General features: G+C 67.9%; 17 protein-coding genes and 1 pseudogene. All 18 read left to right on the top strand.

Going from position 1 to position 22,283, the window contains the following annotated elements; genetic code table 11:
* The 18 genes and pseudogenes from tssE (at position 1) to icmH (ending at position 22,283) form a co-directional block, all read left to right on the top strand.
* Positions 1–504, top strand: a complete 504-nt coding sequence (gene tssE, locus AB8810_RS23080; protein WP_145703999.1) for a type VI secretion system baseplate subunit TssE — start codon at positions 1–3, stop codon at positions 502–504.
* Positions 504–2,399 carry a type VI secretion system baseplate subunit TssF gene (gene tssF / locus AB8810_RS23075; protein WP_369915023.1) on the top strand — a complete coding sequence of 632 codons (1,896 nt, stop codon included), beginning with the start codon at positions 504–506 and terminating at the stop codon, positions 2,397–2,399. The genes tssE and tssF overlap by 1 nt, the downstream gene beginning before the upstream one ends.
* Entirely contained in the window at positions 2,363–3,406 is a 1,044-nt protein-coding gene (tssG, locus tag AB8810_RS23070; RefSeq protein ID WP_191826141.1) for a type VI secretion system baseplate subunit TssG, read from the top strand. Before tssF ends, tssG begins: the two co-directional genes overlap by 37 nt.
* Before the next feature lie 52 nt (positions 3,407–3,458).
* Positions 3,459–6,215 carry a type VI secretion system ATPase TssH gene (tssH, locus tag AB8810_RS23065; protein ID WP_369915022.1) on the top strand — a complete coding sequence of 919 codons (2,757 nt, stop codon included), beginning with the start codon at positions 3,459–3,461 and terminating at the stop codon, positions 6,213–6,215.
* Between the two features lie 34 nt (positions 6,216–6,249).
* Positions 6,250–6,489, top strand: a complete 240-nt coding sequence (locus AB8810_RS23060; protein WP_369915021.1) for a hypothetical protein — start codon at positions 6,250–6,252, stop codon at positions 6,487–6,489.
* A complete protein-coding gene (locus AB8810_RS23055) occupies positions 6,473–7,576 on the top strand; it encodes a hypothetical protein (RefSeq protein ID WP_369915020.1) in 1,104 nt (367 codons plus the stop codon). Before AB8810_RS23060 ends, AB8810_RS23055 begins: the two co-directional genes overlap by 17 nt.
* Before the next feature lie 304 nt (positions 7,577–7,880).
* Complete coding sequence (locus AB8810_RS23050; RefSeq protein ID WP_369915019.1) at positions 7,881–8,804, top strand: FYVE zinc finger domain-containing protein; 924 nt, start codon at positions 7,881–7,883, stop codon at positions 8,802–8,804.
* Positions 8,770–8,949: a hypothetical protein gene (locus AB8810_RS23045; protein WP_372530405.1), complete on the top strand. Its 180-nt coding sequence runs from the start codon at positions 8,770–8,772 to the stop codon at positions 8,947–8,949. Before AB8810_RS23050 ends, AB8810_RS23045 begins: the two co-directional genes overlap by 35 nt.
* 170 nt (positions 8,950–9,119) lie before the next feature.
* Positions 9,120–9,311, top strand: coding sequence for a hypothetical protein (locus AB8810_RS23040; protein WP_369915018.1), 192 nt, complete (start codon positions 9,120–9,122; stop codon positions 9,309–9,311).
* Positions 9,312–9,467: 156 nt separating this feature from the next.
* A complete protein-coding gene (locus AB8810_RS23035) occupies positions 9,468–10,394 on the top strand; it encodes a hypothetical protein (protein ID WP_369915017.1) in 927 nt (308 codons plus the stop codon).
* Positions 10,395–10,696: 302 nt separating this feature from the next.
* Positions 10,697–13,192 carry a tetratricopeptide repeat protein gene (locus AB8810_RS23030; RefSeq protein WP_369915016.1) on the top strand — a complete coding sequence of 832 codons (2,496 nt, stop codon included), beginning with the start codon at positions 10,697–10,699 and terminating at the stop codon, positions 13,190–13,192.
* A gap of 61 nt (positions 13,193–13,253) precedes the next feature.
* Positions 13,254–13,541: a PAAR domain-containing protein gene (locus tag AB8810_RS23025; protein ID WP_179569904.1), complete on the top strand. Its 288-nt coding sequence runs from the start codon at positions 13,254–13,256 to the stop codon at positions 13,539–13,541.
* A 73-nt stretch (positions 13,542–13,614) separates the two neighbouring features.
* The gene (locus tag AB8810_RS23020; RefSeq protein WP_369916710.1) at positions 13,615–14,925 is read left to right on the top strand and encodes a tetratricopeptide repeat protein; all 1,311 of its coding nucleotides are present in this window, start codon (positions 13,615–13,617) and stop codon (positions 14,923–14,925) included.
* A 230-nt stretch (positions 14,926–15,155) separates the two neighbouring features.
* A complete protein-coding gene (gene tssI, locus AB8810_RS23015; protein ID WP_369915015.1) occupies positions 15,156–17,147 on the top strand; it encodes a type VI secretion system tip protein TssI/VgrG in 1,992 nt (663 codons plus the stop codon).
* A 10-nt stretch (positions 17,148–17,157) separates the two neighbouring features.
* The gene (locus tag AB8810_RS23010; protein WP_179569900.1) at positions 17,158–17,694 is read left to right on the top strand and encodes a hypothetical protein; all 537 of its coding nucleotides are present in this window, start codon (positions 17,158–17,160) and stop codon (positions 17,692–17,694) included.
* 175 nt (positions 17,695–17,869) lie between these two features.
* A complete protein-coding gene (tagH, locus tag AB8810_RS23005) occupies positions 17,870–19,150 on the top strand; it encodes a type VI secretion system-associated FHA domain protein TagH (protein ID WP_369916709.1) in 1,281 nt (426 codons plus the stop codon).
* Between the two features lie 501 nt (positions 19,151–19,651).
* Complete coding sequence (gene tssK / locus AB8810_RS23000; protein ID WP_369915014.1) at positions 19,652–20,986, top strand: type VI secretion system baseplate subunit TssK; 1,335 nt, start codon at positions 19,652–19,654, stop codon at positions 20,984–20,986.
* A pseudogene (gene icmH / locus AB8810_RS22995) lies at positions 20,968–22,283 on the top strand (type IVB secretion system protein IcmH/DotU). The gene tssK and the pseudogene icmH overlap by 19 nt, the downstream one beginning before the upstream one ends.

Here is a 22,283-nt window from a genome sequence, read left to right as displayed (position 1 = left end):
ATGGCCGAACTCACCACCCAGGAACGCCTGCAGCCCTCGCTGCTGGACCGGCTCAGCGACGACGAGCCGCTGCGCCAGGAGGAGAGCCGCGACAAGCGGGTGATCTCCGCCGCGCGCCTGCGCGAGTGCGTGATGCGCGACCTGTCGTGGCTGCTGAACTGCGTCAACCTGGCCACCGACCAGCCGCTGGACGCGTATCCGGAAGTGCGCCGTTCGGTGCTCAATTTCGGCATCCCCGACCTGGCCGGCGTGGCCATGTCCGGCATCGACGCGGCGGCGCTGCAGCTGCGCCTGCGCGAGGCGATCCTGGCGTTCGAGCCGCGGCTGATCGCCGACACCCTGCGCGTCACCGTGCAGGCCGACGCGCGGCGCATGGACCGGCGCTCGCTGGTGTTCTTCATCGAATCGGAGATGTGGGCGCAGCCGCTGCCGCTGAACCTGTACCTGAAGACCGAGCTGGACCTGGAGACCGGGCGCCTGGACGTGAGCGAGGGCTACGCCTGATGGATCCGCGCCTGCTCGGCTACTACAACCGCGAACTGCAGCACGTGCGCGAGATGGGCGGCGAGTTCGCGCGCGAGTTTCCGAAGATCGCCGGACGCCTGGGCCTGGAAGGCTTCGAGTGCGCCGACCCGTACGTGGAGCGCCTGCTGGAAGGCTTCGCGTTCATGGCCGCGCGCGTGCAGCTCAAGCTCGACGCGCAGTATCCGGTATTCACCCAGCACCTGTTGCAGATGGTGTACCCGCACTACCTGACGCCGATGCCGTCGATGGCGGTGGTGCAGCTGCAGCCGGAGCTGAAGGAAAGCGCGCTGGCCGCCGGCCATACCGTGCCGCGCCACACCGCGCTGCGCAGCCTGGTCGCCGGCGGCGAGCGCACGGCCTGCGAATACCGCACCGCGCACGCGCTGACGCTGTGGCCGCTGGCGCTGCGCGAGGCCAAGTACCTGGACACGCCGGCGGCGATCGCCGCGGCCGGAATCGGCCTGCCGCCGGTGCAGGCCGCGGCCAAGCCGGTGCGCGCCGCATTGCGCCTGCGTTTCGAAACGCTGGCCGGGGTGCAGGCGAACATGCTGGCGCTGGACGCGCTGCCGCTGTTCCTGGCCGGCACCGACGACCTGCCCACGCGCCTGTACGAACAACTGCTCGGCCACGCCGCCGGCTTCGTGGTCCGCGGCCAGGGCGCGGCCGGCGCGAGCGTGGAACTGCAGCGCGGCCGCAGCGACCTGCGCGCGCGCGGCTTCGCCGACGACGAGGCGCTGGTGCCGTACGACGGCCGCGCGTTCAGCGGCTACCGCCTGCTGCAGGAATACTTCGCCTGCCCGCAGCGCTTCTTGTTCGCCGAACTGGGCGGATTGCGCGCGGCGCTGCGGCGGCTGCACGGCACCGGTTTCGAGATCGTGGTGCTGCTGGAGCGCAGCGTGCCCAGCCTGGCGCAGGCGGTGAGCGCGGACAACTTCCGCCTGTTCTGCACGCCGGCGATCAACCTGTTCCCGCGCCGCGCCGACCGCCTGCACCTGGCGCCGGGCAAGACCGAATACCACGTGCTCGCCGACCGCACCCGGCCGATGGATTTCGAGATCCACAGCCTGGGCGAGGTCGAAGGCTTCGGCGACCGCCAGGAACCGGAGCAGCGCTTCCTGCCGTTCTACGGCGGCGACGCACATACATGGCATGCGCGCCACGGCGCGTTCTACACCATGCGCCGCGAGCCGCGCCTGCTGTCGGCACGCCAGCGCCGCCAGGGCGCGCGCTCCAGCTACGTCGGCAGCGAGGTCTACATGAGTCTGGTCGATGCCGACGACGGCGCCTACGCCACCTCCCTGCGCCAGCTCGGCCTGCAGCTGCTGTGCAGCAACCGCGACCTGCCGTTGCACATGCCGGTGGGCAAGGGCGCCACCGATTTCACCATGGACGCCGGCGCGCCGGTGCACAGCGTGCGCTGCGTGGCCGGACCGACCAAGCCGCGCCCGGCGCTGAGCGACGGCGCCACCGCGTGGCGCCTGCTCAGCCACCTGCAGCTGAACTACCTGTCGCTGTTCGAGGACGGCCAGGATGGCGCCGCCGCGCTGCGCGAGATGCTGACGCTCTACTGCGATCCGTTCGACGCCGCAGCGTTGCGCCAGATCGAAGGCATCAAGCAGGTGCGCGCGCAGCCGATCGTGCGCCGCATCCCGGCGCCGGGCCCGATCACCTTCGGTCGCGGCCTGGAGATCACCCTCACCTGCGAGGACAGCGCCTTCGAAGGCAGCGGCGCGTTCCTGCTCGGCGCGGTGCTGCAGCACTTCTTCGCCCGTTACGTGTCGGTCAATTCCTTCACCGAGACCGTGCTGCGCACCAGCGAGCGCAACGAGATCGCCCGCTGGCCGGCGCAGCTCGGCAAACGGGCGCTGCTGTGAGCGCCGCCGATCTGGCCGCCCTGGAGCAGGCGCTGCGCGAGCGGCCGCAGGACTTCGAGTTCTTCGCCGCGCTGCGCGCGCTGGAACGCGCGCATCCGCAGCGCCCGCGACTGGGCCGCTCCACGCGCCCGTCCGACGACCCGGTGCGGCTGCGGCATACGCCGTCGCTGGCGTTCGCGCCACGCTCGATCGACCGCTACGTGGCCGCCGCCGGCACCCAGCCGGGCAAGCTGTACGGGCTGTTCCTGGGCCTGTTCGGCCCGAACGCGCCGCTGCCGCTGCACCTCACCGAGTACGCGATCGAGCGCCAGGCGCAGGCCAGGGACCCGACCCTGGCCGCGTTCGCCGACCTGTTCCACCACCGCATGCTGAGCCTGTTCTACCGCGCCTGGGCCGATGCGCAGCCGACCGTGCAGGCCGACCGCCCGCACGAGGACCGTTTCCGCGGCTACCTGGACGCGCTCAGCGGCATCGCCTCGCCGCACCTGCGCGGGCGCGACGCGCTGCCCGACGACGCGCGCCGCCATTTCGCCGGGCGCCTGCTGCCGGTGGCGCGCAATGCCGAAGGCCTGCGCGGCCTGCTCGAACAGCTGTTCGCGGTGCCAGTGCAGGTGCTCGAGTTCGTCGCCGAATGGATGCGCCTGCCCGACGATGCGCGGTTGCGGCTGGGCGCTTCGCCCGAGGTCGCCACGCTCGGCCACAGCACGGTGCTCGGCGCGCATGCGCGCGGCGCGCAGCAGCGCTTCCGGCTGCGCCTGGGGCCGCTGTCGCGCAGCGCGTTCCAGCGCTTCCTGCCCGGCGGCGAGGCCTTGCGCCAGCTGGCCGCGGCGGTGCGCAGCTACGTCGGCGACGAAAAAGGCTGGGATCTGCAGCTGCTATTGCAGTCCGACGAGGTGCCGGCGACCACGCTGGCGCGCGGCGGTCGCCTGGGCCTGGACACCTGGCTCGGCCAGCGCAGCTGGGACATCGCCGACGCCGACGACGTGGTGTTGCGGCCGTCCGGCTGAGCGCCGCTTTCCACTTTTTCTTCTTTTCGCATTCGCACAAGGAATCACCGTCATGGCCGAGATCAGTCGCAGCGCCTTGTTCGGCAAGCTCAACAAGCTCGCCTACCGCGGCATCGAAAGCGCCACCGTGTTCTGCAAGTTGCGCGGCAACCCGTACGTGGAGCTGGTGCATTGGCTGCACCAGATCCTGCAGCTGCCCGACTCTGACCTGCACCGCATCGTCAAGCGCTTCGAGCTCAACCCGTCGAACCTGGCGCGCGACGTGACCGAGGCGCTGGACCGGCTGCCGCGCGGTGCCGGCGGCGTCACCGACCTGTCCGGCAACGTCGAGGAAGCGGTCGAGCGCGGTTGGGTGTACGCCTCGCTCAGCTTCGGCGAAGCGCAGGTGCGCACCGGCTACCTGGTCGTCGGCGTGCTCAGCGTGCGCACGCTGCGCAATGCGCTGCTCGGCATCTCCAAGGAGTTCGAGAAGATCAAGCCGGAAGCACTGAGCGAGCGCTTCGCCGAGATCGTCGCCGGCTCGCCGGAAGACGGACTGCTGCCCAGCGACGGCTTCCAGTTGGGCCAGGCCGGCGCGCCGGGCGAGGCCAGCGGCGCGATCGCGCCGGCGGCGCTGGGCAAGCAGGAAGCGCTGAAGAAATTCACCACCGACCTGACCGCGCAGGCGCGCGACGGCAAGCTCGACCCGATCATCGGCCGCGACGACGAGATCCGCCAGGTGGTGGACATCCTGATGCGCCGCCGCCAGAACAATCCGATCCTGGTCGGCGAGGCCGGCGTCGGCAAGACCGCGGTGGTCGAGGGCCTGGCCCAGCGCATCGCCCGCGGCGACGTGCCGCCGGCGCTGAAGGAGGTGGAGCTGCGCGCGCTCGATGTGGGCCTGCTGCAGGCCGGTGCCAGCATGAAGGGCGAGTTCGAACAGCGCCTGCGTGCGGTGATCGACGAAGTGCAGGCCAGCGCCAAGCCGATCATCCTGTTCGTCGACGAGACCCACACCCTGGTCGGCGCCGGCGGCGCGGCCGGCACCGGCGATGCGGCCAACCTGCTCAAGCCGGCGCTGGCGCGCGGCACGCTGCGCACGGTCGGCGCCACCACCTGGGCCGAGTACAAGAAATACATCGAGAAGGACCCGGCGCTGACCCGCCGCTTCCAGGCGGTGCAGGTGGACGAGCCGGACGAGGTCAAGGCGGTGCTGATGATGCGCGGCGTGGCCAGCACCATGGAGCAGCACCACAAGGTGCAGATCCTCGACGAGGCGCTGGAGGCGGCGGTCAAGCTCAGCCACCGCTACATCCCGGCGCGGCAGCTGCCGGACAAGTCGGTGAGCCTGCTCGACACCGCCTGCGCGCGGGTAGCGGTGAGCCTGCACGCCACTCCGGCCGATGTCGACGACAGCCGCCGTCGCATCGAATCGCTGCAGACCGAACGCGGCATCATCGAACGCGAACGCGCGATCGGCATCGTCGTCGACGAACGCGACACCGCCTGCCGTGTGCTGTTGGAGACCGAACAGGCGCGCCTGGCCGGGCTGGAGCAGCGTTGGGGCGAGGAGAAGGCGCTGGTCGACGAACTGCTGGCGCTGCGCGCGCAACTGCGCGCCGGCATCGCCCCGATCGAAGGCACCGGCAGTCCGCTGGAAGTGGCGGCGCAGACGCTGGCGCTGCAGGAACCAGCGCAGCAGATGCAGGAGATGCCGGCGCAGACGCCGTCCGGCAACGAACGCGACGCGCTGCTGGCCCGGCTGCGCCAGGTGCAGGCGGAACTGGGCGCGCTGCAGGGCGAGAACCCGCTGATCCTGCCGACCGTGGACTACCAGGCGGTGGCTGCGGTGGTCGCCGACTGGACCGGCATCCCGGTCGGGCGCATGGCGCGCAACGAGATCGACACCGTGCTGCGCCTGCCGCAGCTGCTGGCCAAGCGCGTGATCGGCCAGGACCACGCCATGGAGATGATCGCCAAGCGCATCCAGACCACCCGCGCCGGCCTGGACAACCCGCACAAGCCGATCGGCGTGTTCATGCTCGCCGGCACCTCCGGCGTCGGCAAGACCGAGACCGCGCTGGCCCTGGCCGAAGCGCTGTACGGCGGCGAGCAGAACCTGATCACCATCAACATGAGCGAGTACCAGGAAGCGCACACGGTGTCCTCGCTGAAGGGCGCGCCTCCGGGCTATGTCGGCTACGGCGAAGGCGGCGTGCTGACCGAGGCGGTGCGGCGCAAGCCCTACTCGGTGGTGCTGCTGGACGAGGTGGAAAAGGCCCACCCGGACGTGCACGAGCTGTTCTTCCAGGTGTTCGACAAGGGCGTGATGGAAGACGGCGAAGGCCGCCGCATCGATTTCCGCAACACCTTGATCATCCTCACCACCAACGCCGGCACCGAGCTGATCGCCAGCCTGTGCAAGGACCCGGAGCTGATGCCGGATCCGGACGGCATGGCCAAGGCCCTGCGCGAGCCGCTGCTGAAGATCTTCCCGCCGGCGCTGCTCGGCCGTCTGGTCACCATCCCCTACTACCCGCTGAGCGACGCCATGCTCGGCGAGATCGTCAAGCTGCAGTTGAACCGGATCAAGCAGCGCGTGGAAGCCCGCTACAAGATCCCGTTCGACTTCGACGAGGACGTGGTGAAGCTGGTGGTCGGCCGTTGCACCGAGAGCGAATCGGGCGGGCGGATGATCGATGCGATCCTGACCAATTCGATGTTGCCGGAGATTTCGCGGGAGTTCTTGAATCGGATGATCGCCTCGCGCCCGATCGCTGGAGTGAACGTTCGTGCCGACGAGGACGGTTTCGCTTACGTGTTCGATTGATCGCGCTTTTTCTGTCCCGGCCGGTTGGGCCGGCTTGTTTGTCCTGATGATGGAGAGTGATATGCCTGGTCATGGTGGTACATATCTTGTTGTGAATGCGGGGAACAACACCTATTACCGATGGGTCAAGAAATACTCGGATGCCCAGGAAAAGGCGCTGATCGTTGATGCGAAGCTCGCCGAGGTCGGTGGGGTTGTAGCCCAGGCGAATACGGTGCGGACGGGCGCAATACAGCGGAAGACCTCCGAGCCGACGAATGGAGTGGAGATATAAAAGCAGTGGAATAGGTTGGCGGCGTCTTTCGCCTTCGGTCGGCGTGGTTGCAACTATCGCTGGTGTTGGTCGTAGCGACGGATGGGGAAATCTTATGAAAATAAAAATCGACGAGAACATGACCTTCTCGCTGGACGATGAAGCGTTCTTTTCCTGGCTCATGCTGGAAATGTTAATGTTTGTCGACTCGAGATCTCGTAAAGCGAATTTCCAGATACTCGAAGAGCGAATCGGGTTGCTTAAGCCGCGCCGGGTGAAGGTTACAGTGAACTCGGCCTGCGACCTTCTTGCTGTCGGGCCATTGGTAAAGATAGACCCGATGACTTATTTCACTTTCTTCTTCCCTGCGCTGAATGCCGAGGCAACGCTCAATCTTGTGATTTATGAAAATTCGATCGACATACACGTTCACGGAAAAGGGCAGTCCCTTACTAGGGCCGGCACCTATGAGTCAATAATTGACGACATAAATTTGATATACAAAAATTGCTGGGAAGGTGCAAATATCCCGGCGTTGTATTCAAGTACATGCGGCGACCTGATGAGGGTGATAAAGAAAAAAGATCTGAAATTTATAAAGACACAAGACTACAATTGGCCGCTGTTCTGTAACTTAATGGCTAAATTGGTTACCTGCATCGCTGTGGCCGAGCCGTATCGCTGCCTTCTGATGCATCCGGTCAGCATGATGGACCTATATCTAGGAAAAATGAAACGCAGGGAGCTTGCGCCGATAACGGATTTTAAGGGCTCATCATCGGCCCTGAGTAACATTCAGCAGCATTTCGAAGCAGAGCGGCGCGACGAAAATGATGTGCCTCCTCTTTCGATGGAGGGGAAGGAGCTTCTTGCAACGATGGGAAAAATTGTTGGCACCTGGGTTGAAACTGTCCTGCAAGAATCAAAGAAAAAAGGCGCGTATCAAGCCATCATCAAAGAAGTCGAGGAGAAGAGGCGCCGCCCAATGGAGCTTCTTCAAGAGATGGTCAGCCAAAAGATATTGCGTCATCTTGATGAGTCGATGAAGTGTTCTTTCACTTCGATAAACGAAATGGTGCATCGCGAATACGATTACGAGTGGAAATGAAGGCCGTAGATCGAAACTTTTGGACAGTGATGGCAAGAGCAATTGGCGAACGCATGTTCTGGGATATTTTCTATGTTGCGACTGCGCAAAGTAGCCGTTCGCTTAAAGCCCGTGTTTAAGCGTAAGTGCTGAATTCAAATATCATTGAAATTTTTTAGCGAATCTGCTGTGGGCTAGGGATCGTTGATGAGTGGAGCGTGGCGCAACCAGCTATGGCTTGGAGATCGAGCAACTTTTCCCAATGAAGCTGTGGAAAAGCCGAATGCGTAGACGCGTTGCGATCTCTCCCCCTCCACGATGAGGGGTGACGTACATCGAATGCAAGGAGATAAATATGCCGGTTTTAACCCCGTTGGCGATGCAGGTCATTCAGAATCAGGGGCCGGGAGCGCTTTATACCCCAGGAGAATGGGGAACGATTGCATGCTGGAACTGGGCGCTGACGGGCTGCTACCACAATGCCGTATGGCCGAGCTACATGTTTGCGCACGTCACCGATGGCCAGGCTGTGGACAATGTGCTGGATCATCATGGGCGAGGGTGGTTCCGAACGCGAGCTAATGCCGATCGGTTGGGGGCGATACAGGAAAACTGGATGGATGCGGTTATGTATAACGTCGACGCGGCGCGTACAGCCGCCGTCGATGCGGTGATGCGACTGGCCCTCGAAGCCAATGGCCTGACCCTCTCCGCCGCCAATGGAACAACGGTGACGCCGTATCGCTTCTATGTGGAATACAAGACGCGAATGGATGGCGGAGCGGTGGGCGACATTAGGCCGATGTTCCATCACATGTGGCTCGATGTCCATGGTCGTGCCATCGAATTGTTCCCGGGCAGATCCAACATCCAGATATATCAGGGTCGCCAGCCTATAGATATGACGTTGTTCGCCATCTGGGACTGTTATTTGACTGGGCTGCATCAGCGTCAAGTCGATCGGATCGTCAGTGTTCTGAAGGCGACCCGGGCGAACTGGACCCAGGCGCCAGCGGTTCCAGCGCCGCGGCAGCCATGGGTGGCCGACAATACGCGCGCTCATTGCGTCTTCTGCGGCGTTGGATTCAATGTTCTCCGGCGGCGCCACCATTGCCGGCGTTGCGGTGAAATATTCTGTGCTTCCTGCTCCGATTACACCCGTAGGGTCATTGATCCGGCTACCCGACCTGGCACGCAGAACATGGCTTTCGAGAATGATGCCCGCGTATGTGTTCGCTGCAGCCTTTGACGGTTCAAATGCCACCATTTTGGGGATGATGATGAAGGTCGATCTGGCGACAGAGAATGAAATCTACGAGTTCATGCTGAGAGAGTTTTTCCCAGTCAACAACTTCGCACAGGCCGAGCTAGGGCATCGGGTGACACAGCTGTGATTCGCGGATGGCATCTGGCGATTGCGGTGTCTTCAGAACGCTTGACGGCAACAGAACAGATGGGTCGATGTTCCCTGTCGGAAGGCAACGGCGGGGTTTCGCTGATAGGCGCCTCACCGGCAGTGGTACGGGTAGCGATCCTATGGACCGGATCGAGATTCATGGCTTGAATGGCCGCGCTGTATCTGATTCCGGTACGTGACAAATTACTGCGGGCGGGATTGCCTTCCTTCGAACTCGCAGACAGCTATCGCTATCTATATCGCATGAACGTGAATGGTCGCCACGTCGCAGCTACCGATGAACTAGATACGCTGATCGAGGACTCTCTGGCGGTGGCTGCATGGCAGGCCCTGCAATGAGGCTGCGCGACACCGCGGCGAAAAATCGATTGAAAATCGGCTTTGCTTCATGGAGCGACGTTCGTTTGTATCCATGTGTTTGACTGCGGCCTGCCGCCGATTTCGATATATGTGTACGTCGATCGAAGAAAACAGATGCAATGGAGAATTAGATTTATGCCAAAAATCTACTTTTGGAATGCGGAACATCTCTCAACGAATGCGGAACTGCTTGCCCAGGAAAGGGAAGCGGAAGCCGAGCGCGCTCAACTCGACACGATGCAGCAGCTTGAAAACCACGCGGCGAAAGGGGCCGTCGTAACCCCGCCAATCACGCGCTCGATGCGTCGAGTCGCAGGTAGGGAGGTAATGAAGGCCGGGGCCTATCATCCCTACGCTCGGACCATCTACAGCGATGACCGCAGGGTGCAGCGCCAAGTTGAGACCGAGTTGAGCCAGCTTCTTAAGGTCACCAGGCTCGAACATAAGGCCGAGGTCAGCCGGCGCAAATGCCAGACGCAAAGCTGGCTCGAAAGCCAGCCGTCTCCGGTGTTCTATTGCGAGGTTCAGCAGGGCTATCCCGGCAACACCTCTTCTTTACGCAACGCAGTGGCGCCTGGCGCCAAGATCTTATGCTATTGGACCGACATCCTGGGCGTGCTCGCCGAACCGCTGGCCTTTCCAGCGGTCGGTGTCGGCGTGCCTGGACCGCCGGGTGGCCCGCATCTCGCCGGCGGCGATAGGCGCATTCCCAGGTGGGTGGTCCACGGCGGCGTCAATTTGTTCTTCTGGCATGCGCCGTCGGGTAACAACGGCCAGGTCGTCGCTGCCATGTGGAACTTCATCAAAGCCAATCATGCCGGCAACAGCATCCTGTTCGGTGATCTCAACGCCGAACCCGGCCAGCTATTGGCCCAGGGGGTGCCGGCCGGCGAAATCTGCGCGCCCGTCGGTCCGACGAGAATCAGCGGGCGCAAGCTCGACTACGCTTTGTCGAATTTTCAGCCGGTGTTGGTCTTTCGTGCCTTCGATCAGGCTGCGCCGCATGCCGAGATCAAACTTCGTTTTGGCTCGGATCACGCAGCGATGTGTTTGCGCTGGTAGGAGTTCCCTGGTACCGGTGAGTGACCCCGGCGAGCGAAACCATGCCAGGTCTCTAGCGAATCCGGCACGAAGCGGGAGGCGGATCCGGCGCGTGCCGCTTGATTCATCCGACCGGCAGGCGGTGGAATGCGAGTCGCGTCATCTTTTATGCGTGATACTTGAGTGGCCCCCATTCTTCCGCCAGCTATGCTCGACGTCGTGCCCAGGCCGTTCCCGATCGCTGTCCAAGACTCGGCGCATCACGTCCCATGTCGCGGTTCGGGCATCGCACCGCGTTGGATCGTGGAAAAGGCCACCACCCCATGCCACTGAACCCCGCCACCTGGCAACGCCTGCAGGCGCTGTTCCACCAAGCCTGCGCACTCCCCGAGGCGCAGCGCACGGCCTTCGCGCACGCGCAAGCAGGCGACGATCCGGAACTGCTGCACGAGTTGCTCGGCCTGCTCGCGGCCGACTCGCGTGCCACCGAGCTGCCGCGGCCGGGCCTGCTCGGCACGCTGCTCGGCGGCGGTGCCGGCGCCGCGGAGCTGCCGGCCGGGACCCGCTTCGGCCCTTGGGCGATCGACCGGGTGATCGGCCGTGGCGGCATGGGCCAGGTCTATCTGGGCCATCGTGCCGATGGCGCCTACGAGCGCGAGGTGGCGATCAAGTTGATCGCCGCGACCGCCCTGGATGCGCAGCAGCGGGCGGTGTTCGAGTTCGAATGCCGTCTGCTGGCGCAGATGCAGCATCCGGCGATCGCGCAGATCCACGACGCCGGCACCGATGCGCAGGGGCGGCCGTACCTGGTGATGGAATACATCCGCGGCGAGCCGTTGACCCGCTGGTGCGCGCAGCGGGGGCTGTCGCTGCGCGCGCGGATCGAGCTGTTGGTGCGGGTCGGCGAGGGCGTGCAGCACGCGCACCAGAAGGGCGTGATCCATCGCGATCTCAAGCCGAACAATGTGCTGGTCGGCGAGGTGGATGGGCGCCCGGCACCGAGCATCATCGATTTCGGCATCGCCGTGGAGACCGCGCAGCCGTCGCGCAATCCGGCCGGCGCCAGCGGGACGCCTGGCTACATGAGTCCGGAGCAGGCGCAGGGCGACGATGGCGGAGTGGATGCGCGCAGCGATGTGTATTCGCTGGGCGCGCTGCTCTACGAGCTGATCTGCGGGGTACGCCCGGAGCTGTTCGAGGCGGGCGTGCCGGAAGCGCCCTCGCGCTGGATCCAGGCGCAGCCGCTGCCGCAGCAGCGCGAGCTGGCGCAACAACGCGGGGTGTCGCTGGCGCAGTTGCTGCGCGGACTGCACGACGGCCTGGACGCGATCGTGCTGCAGGCGATGGCGCCGGATCGTGCGGCGCGTTACGCGTCGGTGTCCTCGTTGCTCGACGACCTGCGTCGCTGGCTCGGCGACTATCCGCCGCGCGCGCTGCCCCGCTCTTTGCGCCGCGACGCGCGCAAGTTCGTACAGCGCAACCGCGGTGCGGTGTTGGCCTCGCTGCTGGTGTTGACCGCGTTGTTCGGCGGGCTGGCCAGCACGCTGTGGTCGTTGCGCAATGCGCAGCGCGAGGCGCAGCGGGCGCAGGTGACGGCGGACTTCCTTGGCTCGCTGCTGTCCAGCGTTGATCCGTCGGTCGCCCAGGACAAGGACAAGACCCTGCTGTTGCAGGTGATGGACCAGGCCTCGCAGCGCGCCACGCGCGAACTGGCAAGCCAGCCGCAGGCCCTGGTGGAGGTGGAACTGACCATCGGCACCAGTCTGATCGCGCTGGGCGAGTACAAGCGCGCGGTGACCCAGCTCGAGGCGGCGCGGCGCCATGCACAGGCGCACTCGGGCGCCTACAGCGAAGACGAGCTGCAGATCATGCGGCTGCTCGGCGAGGCGCTGGTGAACGTGGGCGCGCCGAAGCGCGCGGAAGCCATCCTGCGCGAGGGCATCGCGCAGGTGCGCCTGCGCCTTGGCGCCGACGCGTCGCTGGGTTACGACATGCAGTCGCGGCTGAGTTGGGCGCTGCGCGCGCAGGGCGAGGCCAAGGCGGCGTTGCGCGAGAGCCGGCAGGCCTACACGGGCATCCTGCGGGTATTGCCGGCCGACGACCAGAGCGTGCTGAGCGCGGGCGATCGCTACGCCGCCACGCTGGCCGACGGCGGCGACTACGACCAGGCGATCGCCCTGATCCGTGACCTGATCGCGCGCCGTAGCGCGCGCCTGGGTGCGGACCATCCCCTGACCCTGTCGATGCGCAACAGCCTGGCGGTCTATCTGCTGATGAAGCGCGACTACCCCGCCGCCGAGCGCGAACTGAGGGCCTTGCAGCCGATCATGATCCGCCTGTACGGGGAGAACGGCTGGGATACCCAGATGATCTACAACAACCTGGCCGGGGCGCTGCGCCAGCAGGGCAAGGTCGCCGAATCCGGACCCTACTACCGCAAGGCGCTGGACAGTGCGCGCGCGCGCTACCCCGAGGACCATCCCACCACCATCATGGCGCGCACCAACCATGCGTTCTGGTTGCTCGACGACGGCCAGGCGCAGGCCGCCGCCGCCGAGCAGCGGGCGGCCCTGGCCGATGCCGAGCGTGTCCTCGGCGACAAGCACGAGGTGACCGCGGAAATCCTGCGCGGCCTAGCCGAGGCGGAGATCGCCCTGGGGCAGCGCGCACAGGCGCGCGCGCATGCCGAACGCACGCGCGACATCCTGGTCGGGCTGTACGGCGATGCGCCCGGGCCGCTGGCGCAGGTGCGCGAGACGCTGGCCAAGCTGGACGCGCCGGATGCGCCGCGCTCGGCAGTGGTGGCTGAGACGAAATGACGGGTCGCGCGCCGCCGCGCGCGCCAAGCTGGACGCCTGGCCACTGCGCTATCGGCTCCGCATGCAACCTGCCGCCCGCCTCACCGATCTGCACGTCTGCCCGATGGTCACCGGCGTGGTGCCGCACGTGGGTGGGCCGATCACGGCGCCCGGTGCGCCGGCGGTGCTGATCGGCGGGCTGCCGGCGGCGCGGATCGGCGACATGGCGGTGTGCGTGGGGCCGCCGGACAGCATCGTGTCCGGCGCACCGACCGTGCTGATCGCGGGCATGCCTGCGGCGCGGCTGGGCGACAGCACCGCGCACGGCGGGGCGATCGTGCTGGGGTGTTTCACCGTCTTGATCGGATAAGGGGAGCGGGGCGATGCAGCAGGCGGGGGCCGCGCTGGCGCGGCATGGGGAAGCGGAAGCGGTGGCGGTCGGCATGGGGATGCCGGCCGCGCCGATGCTGGCGCAGACGATCGCCGTGCACCGGGCCGGCGACCTGGACGCGGCCGAGCGCGGCTATCGCGACCTGCTCGCGCAGCACGCCGCGCATGCCGACGCGCTGCACTTCCTCGGCGTGCTGTGCCACCAGCGCGGGCGCAGCGACGAAGCGCTGCAACTGATCGAGCGTGCACTGACGTTGATCCCCACCTATCCGGATGCGCACAACAACCTCGGCAACGTGCACAAGGAATGCGCGCGCCTGGCCGAGGCCGAAGCCTGCTACCGCCGCGCGCTGGCCTGCGCGCCGTCGCACCACAACGCGCTGAGCAACCTGGCGGTGGTGCTGGAAGCGCAGGCGCGGCTGGACGAGGCCTTCCTGGCCTATGCGCAGTTGCTGCAGCAAGTGCCCGGGTTCGCCCATGGCCACTACCTGCTCGGCCTCTTTCTGCGCAACCACGCGCAGCAGCATGAGCACCTGGAACAATCGGCCGAGTGCTTCCGCACCGCGTGGCAGCTGGACCCGACCAACCTGCGCGCGTTGGAGGCGCTCGGCACCGCCTGGTATCTGCTCGGCCGCCATGACGAAGCGGTGGCGGTGTATCGCGACTGGCTGGCGCGCGATCCGCACAATGCGGTGGCGCGGCACATGCTGGCCGCCTGTGGCGGCAGCGCCGCGCCGCCGCGCGCCGACGATGCCTACGTGCGCGAAGTGTTCGACGGCTTCGCCGAGAGCTTCGACGAGCAACTGCTGAACAATCTCGAGTACCGCGCGCCACAGCTGCTGGCCACGGAACTGGCGCAGGTGCTGCATGCGCCGAGCGCCGCGCTGGACGTGCTCGATGCCGGCTGCGGCACCGGCCTGTGTGCGCCGCTGCTGCGGCCGCATGCGCGGCGGCTGGCCGGCGTGGACCTGTCCGGCGGCATGATCGACAAGGCGCGTCAGCGCGGCGGCTACGACGCGCTGGTGGTCGGCGAACTGACCGCGTATCTGCAGGCGCAGCCGCAGGCGTGGGACGTGGTGGTCTCGGCCGACACGCTGGTGTACTTCGGCGACCTGCGCGAGGTCTGCGCGGCCGCGCACGCGGCACTGCGCCGCGACGGCTGGCTGGCCTTCACCGTGGAAGCGCTGGACGCCGCGGACGATCGGGTGCAGCTCGGCGCGAGCGGGCGCTACCGGCACAGCCGCGCGCACGTGCAGGCCGCGCTGGCGCAGGCCGGTTTCGCCCGGGTGCAACTGCGCGCCGACCAGCTGCGCAAGGAGGGCGGTGCGCCGGTGCAGGGCTGGGTGGTGCTGGCACGCCGCTAGCGCCGCGCGCTTCGGCACCGGTATGCGGCGAGGACGCGCGCCGCAAACCGCCGCAGCGCTGAGACGAAATGTCGGCTTTCGCGCCGGGCGCCGTGTGAGTATCGCCCTGCCGGCAGCGCACGGGGGCGGCGTTCGGGCCGGTGCCGGCGTTGCGCGCCGCACCGCGAACGCCGCTCGCGATCGCCGGCCCAGGTCCGCATTGCGCGGCGCTCGACTTCCCGGACACCACGATGCCCACGCCGATGATGACGCTGCACTCCGACCTTGGCGATGCGCTGCTGTTCTGGCGCATGCAGGCGACGGAAGCGTTGGGCGAGCTGTTCGAGTACCGCCTGACCGCGCTCAGCACGCAGCCGCGGCCGGACCTGCGTGCGCTGCTCGGCACCTCGATGGCGGTGCAGCTGAAGGCGGGCGAGGGCCATGTGCGCTGGTACCACGGCATCGTCGCGCACGTCGCGCAGACCGGCTTCCATGTCGTCGACCGGCTCAGCTACGCGGTGCTGGAGGTGACCCTGGTGCCCAAGCCGTGGCTGCTGACCCAGCGCCGCGACTGCCGCATCTTCACCGCGCAGAGCGTGCCGGAGATCGTGCGCGCGGTGCTCGACGGCATCGGCTACGGCGATGTGACCCTGAGCCTGAGCGGCACCTATCCCAAGCGCGACTATTGCGTGCAGTACCGCGAGGACGATTTCAATTTCATCAGCCGCCTGCTCGAGCAGGAAGGCATCTATTACTTCTTCACCCACAGCCAGACCACGCACACGCTGGTGCTGGCCGATGCGCTGGGCGCGCACGCCAGCAGCAGCGGTTTCGAGGCCCTGCCGTACGTGCCGCCAGGGCAGCATGCCAACGGGATGGGCGCCACCATCAGCCAATGGCAGCTGGCGCGCCGCGTGCACACCAGCGCGCAGCAGCTCACCGACTACGATCCGTTGCGCCCGCGTGCGTCGCTGGCGGTGGACGAGGACATCGGCCACGGCGGCGATCTGCATCCGGTCAGCGGCTTGACCGCCTTCGACTACCCCGGCGCGCATGTGCTGGTCGCCGATGGCAAGCGCTACGCGCAGGTGCGTGCGGAAGCGCACAACGTGCAGCGTTCGCGCTATCGCGGCGACAGCGACGCGGTGGGGTTGCGGGTGGGCGCGCTGTTCTCGCTGAAGGCATTCCCGCGCCCGGAATGGAACCAGGAATACCTGGTGATCGGCGCGCAGACCGCGCTGGAAGCGCCAGGCTACGCCTCCGGCGAAGGCAGCGGCGCGGCGCCGTTCGCGTGCCGGTTCGAGGCGATCGAGAGCAAGCTGCCGTTCCGCAACGCGGCGCGGGCGCGGCAGCCGCTGATCGCCGGCCTGCAGACCGCGGTGGTGACCGGCAGCGACACCGACGAGGACATCGTGGTCGACCAGTACGGGCGCATCCAGGTCACCTTCCACTGGAACACGTCGGCGCGCGACGGCAGCAAGCCGTCGTGCCCGGTGCGGGTGGCCTCGTCGTGGGCCGGCAAGGGCTGGGGCGCGATGAGCCTGCCGCGGGTCGGGCAGGAGGTGGTGGTCAGTTTCCTGGAAGGCGACCCGGACCGCCCGCTGGTGATCGGCAGCGTCTACAACGCCGACCACATGCCGCCGTTCGCGCTGCCGGACAACAAGACCCAGAGCGGGGTGCGCAGCCGCAGCGCCGGCGGCGGCGCCGCCGACTTCAACGAGATCCGCTTCGAGGACAAGCTCGGCAGCGAGGAACTGTTCGTGCATGCGCAGAAGGACCTGCGCGAGGAAGTGGAGCACGACCACTTCGCCACCGTCGACAACGACCAGACCAGCACCGTCAAGCACGACCGCAAGCACAAGGTCGACAACGACGAGACGCTGGACGTCGGCAACAACGCCACGCACGCGATCGGACAGAAGTTCAAGCTCAGTGCGGGCAGCGAGATCGAACTGGTCACCGGCGCGTCGAGCATCGTGATGAAGAGCAGCGGCGAAATCGAGATCAAGGGCGTGACCATCACCGTCACCGGCAACAACGCGGTGAACGTGGAAGGCAAGGTGCAGGTGGCGATCAAGGGCGGGGCGACCGTGGACATGGGCGCCGGTGCCAGCGTCAAGGTGCACTCGGACGCGATGCTGGCGCTGGAGGGCGGGGCGATGGGCACGCTGAAGGCGCCGATGCTCAGCCTCAAGGCCGACGCGCTGCACCAGATCGGCGGCGCGCTGATCATGATCGGTTGAGGGCACGGCGATGAATGCGATCGAGAAGGCCTGCGTGGACATGGAGCTGTCGGCGCCGGCGCGCGCGCAGCTGGACACCGCGCAGCCGGCGCAGGCCGCGGTGCGCGTGCTGCTCGACGGCGGCCAGCCGCAGGATGCGCTGAAGCTGCTGGCGCGGCTGCTGCCCAAGCGCTACGTGGTCGCCTGGCTGTGCCAGTGCGCGCGCGGCGAAGCGCTGTCGCCGGAAGACCGCGCCGGCGCGGCGCTGGCGGAGAAATGGGTGCGCGAGCCGAACGAAGCCAATCGCCGCGCCGCGTCTGCCTTCGCCCAGGCCGGCGGCTATGCCTCGCTGGGCGCGTGGCTGGCGGCGGCGGTGGCCTGGTCCGGCGGCAGCCTGGCGCCGCCGACCCAGGACACGCCGGTACCGCCGGCCGAGCACCTGACCGCGCGCGCGGCGGTGGCGGCGATCAACCTGCTCGCCGCGCAGCAACCGGCGCAGTTCGAGGCGCGGCGCCATGGCTATGCGCTGCACGCGCTGGAATTGCTGGCCGGCGGAGCGGCGGCATGAGCGCGGTCATGCCGCGCCGCCGCGCGCACGCGGCAATGCCGCGCCGATCCGTACCAGCGTGTCCGCGGCTGCGCCGCGCCACCCGATCCGAAGGAAGCGCCACGTGTCCCTACCGTCCAAACTGACTCTCACCGTCGCCGGCCAGGCCGCCGCCCAGTTCGGCGCGCGCGCGCAGATGGTGTTCGCGCAGCGCGGCGGCAGCATCGGCCGCGCCGACGACAGCGACTGGGTGCTGGCCGCGCCCGGCGTGTCGCGCACGCATGCAGTGGTGCGCTACCTCAACGGCATGTATTTCATCGAGGACCGCAGCACCAACGGCATGCTGCTCAACGGCGCCGCGCTGCAACGCGGCGACCCGGCCGCGCTCGGCGACGGCGATCGCCTGCAGTTGGACAGCTTCGAGATCCAGGTGCAGCTGCAGGCCGAAGCGCCCGTCGCCCCGCCGCCGCCCGCCGTGGCAGTGCCGGACGACGCGTCGGACCTGACCCAGGTGGTGCCGGCGCCGCTGCCGCCGCACCCAGCCAGCAGTGCACCCGGCGCCGCCGGCGCGTTCGATTTCGACTTCGGCCTGCCGGGATTCGGCAGCGCTGCCGCGCCCGCGGGCGGCGCCTACGACGATGCGCTGCTCGGCGATCTCGGCGTGCCGGGCGCGGCCGGCGAACTGGACCCGCTGCGCCTGCTCGATCCGCTGCCGGCACCGCTGGTGCCGCCGCAGCCGACGCACAGCTGGAACCACAGCGATGCGGGCCACGACCATTTCCGCGTTCCAGCGCCGCCCGCAGCGGCCGCGGCGCGCGGCTTCGAACTGCCGGAAAACTGGGATCTGACCACCGGCGATTTCGCGCCGGCGGCGCCGCCGCTGGCGAGCGCCGCGGCCATGCCTGCCGCACCTCCGCCGTTCGCGGCGCAGGCCGCGCCATCCGCGCAGATGCCGGACGACGTGGCGCGGATCTTCGAGATCGTCGTCGATGGGGTGATGGAGGTGCTGCGCGCGCGCGCCGAGATCAAGAACACCTTCCGCCTGCCGGTGACGGTGATCCAGCGTTCGGAGAACAACCCGCTGAAGTTCGCCGCCACGCCCGAGGACGCGCTGCAGAAGCTGCTGGCACCGCCGAGCCCGGCGTTCCTGTCCGGCGTGGCCGCGTTCGACGATGCGTTCGACGACATCCGCTGCCACCAGATGGCAATGCTGGCCGGCATGCGCGCCGCGTTCGAATCGATGCTGTTCCACTTCAGCCCCGACCGGCTGGAGCAGGAGGTGGACGCCAGCGGCAAGCGCCTGGCATTCGCCGGCAAGGGCCGCTACTGGGAACGCTACCGCGACAACTTCCAGGCCCTGGCCAAGGACCCGGACGAATGCTTCCGGCGCCTGTTCGGCGACGAGTTCGCCCGCGCCTACGAGGCGCAGCTGGCGCGGCTGAAGTCGGCGCGGCGCGCGGGGAAGTCTCCCCTGTAGGAGCGGCTTCAGCCGCGACAGGGAGTGTCCGCAGCACGTATCGCGGCTGAAGCCGCTCCTGCAAAAAGCCGCCGTGGCGGCAGCTGCAGGAACGTACGCACGGCGCATGCCGCCGGCGCCGTGGTGCAGGTGGCCTGCAGGGCGTCGGCCGTGGCATCGGCGATATGCGGCAGCGGCAACGCACCGCGTCGGCGCCGCGGTGCATGTCGGCGCACGACACCAGGACATCGGCGGCGCCGGTCTGCAATGCGCGCGCTGCGGTCGGCATCGTTGCGTAGACCATCTTCTCGAGCGCAGCGCCGCGCCGCGGCGTCCCCACCGCCCTGAGACGAATTGTCGGGTAGCCGGCATCCGCGCTGGCCACACTGCATCCCGCCAGCCTGGACTGCGCGCGCCGCGCGCCGCGTCCGGGCCGTCGGCAAGGGGATCGCACATTGGGGTCGGCTGCTGCGTCCATCGCCGCGGCCGCATCGCCATCGACAGCAGCGGACACGGCGGATCATGCACAACAACAAGGTCGTCTGGAGCGAGGGGCTGTTTCTGCGCCCCCAGCATCTGCAGCAGCAGGAGCGCTACCTGGAGCGCTACGTGGAGCTGCGCGCCGGCGGCCTGCATCCCCATGCCTGGGGCTTCTCCGAACTGGAACTGGAAACCGATCTGCTGGCGATCGGCAAGCTCGGCATCCGCCGCGCGCGCGGGGTGTTTCCCGACGGCACCCCGTTCGCGATGCCGGGCGACGATCCGCTGCCGCCGGCGCTGGACGTGGAGCCGAACTGGCGCGACCAGACCGTGTACCTGACCTTGCCGCTGCGCGCGGCGGCGCAGGCCGACGTGGGTCGCGCCGAGGCGCCGTCCGACCAGCTGTTCCGCTACCGGGTGCGCGAGACCGAAGTCGACGATGCCTCCGGCAGCATGCAGGGCGCGGTGCTGATGGAAGTGGGCGGGATGAGCACACGCCTGCTGCCGCAGTCGCAGCCGCTGGACGGGCTGACCCGGATGCCGCTGGCGCGCATCGTCGAATCGCGCGCCGATCGCCAGGTGACGCTGGACGAGGCGTTCGTGCCGACCGCGCTGGCCTGCCAGGCCGCGCCGCGGCTGGCCACGTTCCTGGTCGAGTTGCTCGGCCTGCTGCACCAGCGCGGCGAAGCGCTGGCCGCGCGGGTGTCGGTCGGCGACCGCGGCGGCGCGGCGGAAATCGCCGATTTCCTGCTGCTGCAGGTGGTCAACCGGTGGCAGCCGCTGGTCGCGCACTGGACGTCGGCGCCGCTGCTGCATCCGCAGGAGTTGTACGCGGCGCTGATCGCGCTGGCCGGCGAACTGAGCACCTTCACCACGCCGGGCAAGCGCCCGCCGGCATGGCCGGCGTATCGCCACGACGCGCTGCAGCCGAGCTTCGAGCCGGTGATCGCCAGCCTGCGCGGCAGCCTCAGCGCGGTGCTCGAACAGACCGCGCTGCCGATCCCGGTGCAGGCGCGCAAGTTCGGCGTGTGGGTGGCGATGGTGCCGGATGCGGCCTTGTTCGACAGCGCCGCGTTCGTGCTCGCGGCCAAGGCCGACGTGCCCGCCGAAGAGCTGCGCCGGCAATTGCCGCTGCAGGCCAAGATCGGCCCGGTGGAGAAAATCCGCGACCTGGTCAATCTGCAGCTGCCCGGTATCGCGGCGATGCCGATGCCGGTGGCGCCGCGGCAGATTCCGTACCACGCCGGCTATCTGTATTTCGAATTCGACAAGCAGTCGCCGCTGTGGCGCACGTTGAAGGGCTCCGGCGGCATCGCGTTCCACTTCGGCAGCGAGTTCGCCGGGCTGGACCTGCAGCTGTGGGCGATCCGGAGCTGAGCGCATGAATGCACGACCGCCTGTCGATCCGTTGAGCGATGCCACCGTCATGCGGCCGCAGCGCGGCGCCGCGCCGTTCGCCACGCCAACGGGCGCGGCGGCCCCCGTTGCCGGCGATGCCGACATCAGCGAATTCCTCGGCCGCAGCGTCAATCCGCTGGTGCAGGCGGCCAGTCCGCTGTTGCTGCTGGCGGTGCAACTGCGCCACAGCGTGGCGTTGCCGGACGTGGCGCGGCTGCGCGAGCAGGTGACCGCGCAGGTGCGGCGCTTCGAGCAGCGCGCGCGCGACGGTGGCGCGGCGCCGGAAGCGGTGACCGCGGCGCGCTACGTGCTGTGCGCGATGCTCGACGAGGCGGTGCTCAATGCGCCGTGGGGCGAGCACAGCGGCTGGTCGCAGAAGACCTTGCTGGTGGTGTTCCATGGCGAGTCCTACGGCGGCGCCAAGTTCTTCCAGATCCTCGAGCGGCTGTGCGCGGACGTGCCGCGCCACGTCGACCTGATCGAGCTGATGTACCTGTGCCTGGCGCTGGGCTTCTGCGGCCGCTACCAGATCGAGGTCGGTGGTCGCGCCAAACTGGCGGAGATCCAGGACGACCTGTACCGGCGCATCCGCGCCCAGCGCGGCGCCGCGGCGGACACGCTGGCGCCGCACTGGCAGGGCGTGGACGACCGGCGCCGACGCCTGGCGCGCTACCTGCCGCTGTGGGTGGCCGCGTTGGGCATGGCCTGCATCGTGCTGCTGGCGTTCGCGTGGTTCAACGCGCGGCTCAATGCGCTGTCGGCGCCGATCAGCGCCGCCGCCGCGCAGATCGGCCTGCAGCGCGGCACGCCGCCGGACGCGCTGCGGCCGCCGCCGCCGCGGGTCACGCTCAAGCAGCTGCTGGCGCCGCAGGAGCGCGCCGGCCTGCTCGTCGTCGAAGAGCAGGCCAACGGCCAGGCGCGGGTGCGGCTCAACGCCAACGCGATGTTCGCCTCCGGCGGGGTCGAGGTCGATCCGGACCAGCTGCCGTTGCTGGGCAAGATCGCCGCGGCGCTGGAGCAGTTGCCGGGGCGGGTGATCGTGGTCGGGCATACCGACGACCAGCCGCTGCGTTCGCTGCGCTTCAAGGACAACTACGCGCTGTCGGCGGCGCGCGCCGACGCGGTGGCGCAGCTGCTGGGGCAACGCCTGTCGGTGCCGGGGCGGATCGAATCGGCCGGCGCCGGCGATTCGCAGCCGGTGGCCGTGCCGCCGGACCTGGCGGCCAACCGGACGCGCAACCGCCGCGTCGAAATCCTGTTCCAACCGGGGGAGTGA

The sequence above is a fragment of the Xanthomonas sp. NCPPB 3005 genome, assembly GCF_041228095.2.
Classification (GTDB): domain Bacteria; phylum Pseudomonadota; class Gammaproteobacteria; order Xanthomonadales; family Xanthomonadaceae; genus Xanthomonas_A; species Xanthomonas_A bonasiae.
Note: the sequence above shows the minus strand (reverse complement) of the source record. Positions and strands in the feature narration are given on the sequence as shown.

Excerpts from the sequence above, each read along its gene's own strand:
- AB8810_RS23045 (WP_372530405.1), top strand. The coding sequence starts at position 8,770 with ATGATGCCCGCGTATGTGTTCGCTGCAGCCTTTGACGGTTCAAATGCC.
- tssH (WP_369915022.1), top strand. The coding sequence starts at position 3,459 with ATGGCCGAGATCAGTCGCAGCGCCTTGTTCGGCAAGCTCAACAAGCTC.
- tssE (WP_145703999.1), top strand. The coding sequence starts at position 1 with ATGGCCGAACTCACCACCCAGGAACGCCTGCAGCCCTCGCTGCTGGAC.
- AB8810_RS23030 (WP_369915016.1), top strand. The coding sequence starts at position 10,697 with ATGCCACTGAACCCCGCCACCTGGCAACGCCTGCAGGCGCTGTTCCAC.
- AB8810_RS23020 (WP_369916710.1), top strand. The coding sequence starts at position 13,615 with ATGGGGATGCCGGCCGCGCCGATGCTGGCGCAGACGATCGCCGTGCAC.
- tssK (WP_369915014.1), top strand. The coding sequence starts at position 19,652 with ATGCACAACAACAAGGTCGTCTGGAGCGAGGGGCTGTTTCTGCGCCCC.
- tssI (WP_369915015.1), top strand. The coding sequence starts at position 15,156 with ATGCCCACGCCGATGATGACGCTGCACTCCGACCTTGGCGATGCGCTG.
- tssF (WP_369915023.1), top strand. The coding sequence starts at position 504 with ATGGATCCGCGCCTGCTCGGCTACTACAACCGCGAACTGCAGCACGTG.
- tagH (WP_369916709.1), top strand. The coding sequence starts at position 17,870 with ATGGTGTTCGCGCAGCGCGGCGGCAGCATCGGCCGCGCCGACGACAGC.
- AB8810_RS23035 (WP_369915017.1), top strand. The coding sequence starts at position 9,468 with ATGCCAAAAATCTACTTTTGGAATGCGGAACATCTCTCAACGAATGCG.
- AB8810_RS23010 (WP_179569900.1), top strand. The coding sequence starts at position 17,158 with ATGAATGCGATCGAGAAGGCCTGCGTGGACATGGAGCTGTCGGCGCCG.
- AB8810_RS23025 (WP_179569904.1), top strand. The coding sequence starts at position 13,254 with ATGCAACCTGCCGCCCGCCTCACCGATCTGCACGTCTGCCCGATGGTC.
- AB8810_RS23040 (WP_369915018.1), top strand. The coding sequence starts at position 9,120 with ATGGCCGCGCTGTATCTGATTCCGGTACGTGACAAATTACTGCGGGCG.
- AB8810_RS23055 (WP_369915020.1), top strand. The coding sequence starts at position 6,473 with ATGGAGTGGAGATATAAAAGCAGTGGAATAGGTTGGCGGCGTCTTTCG.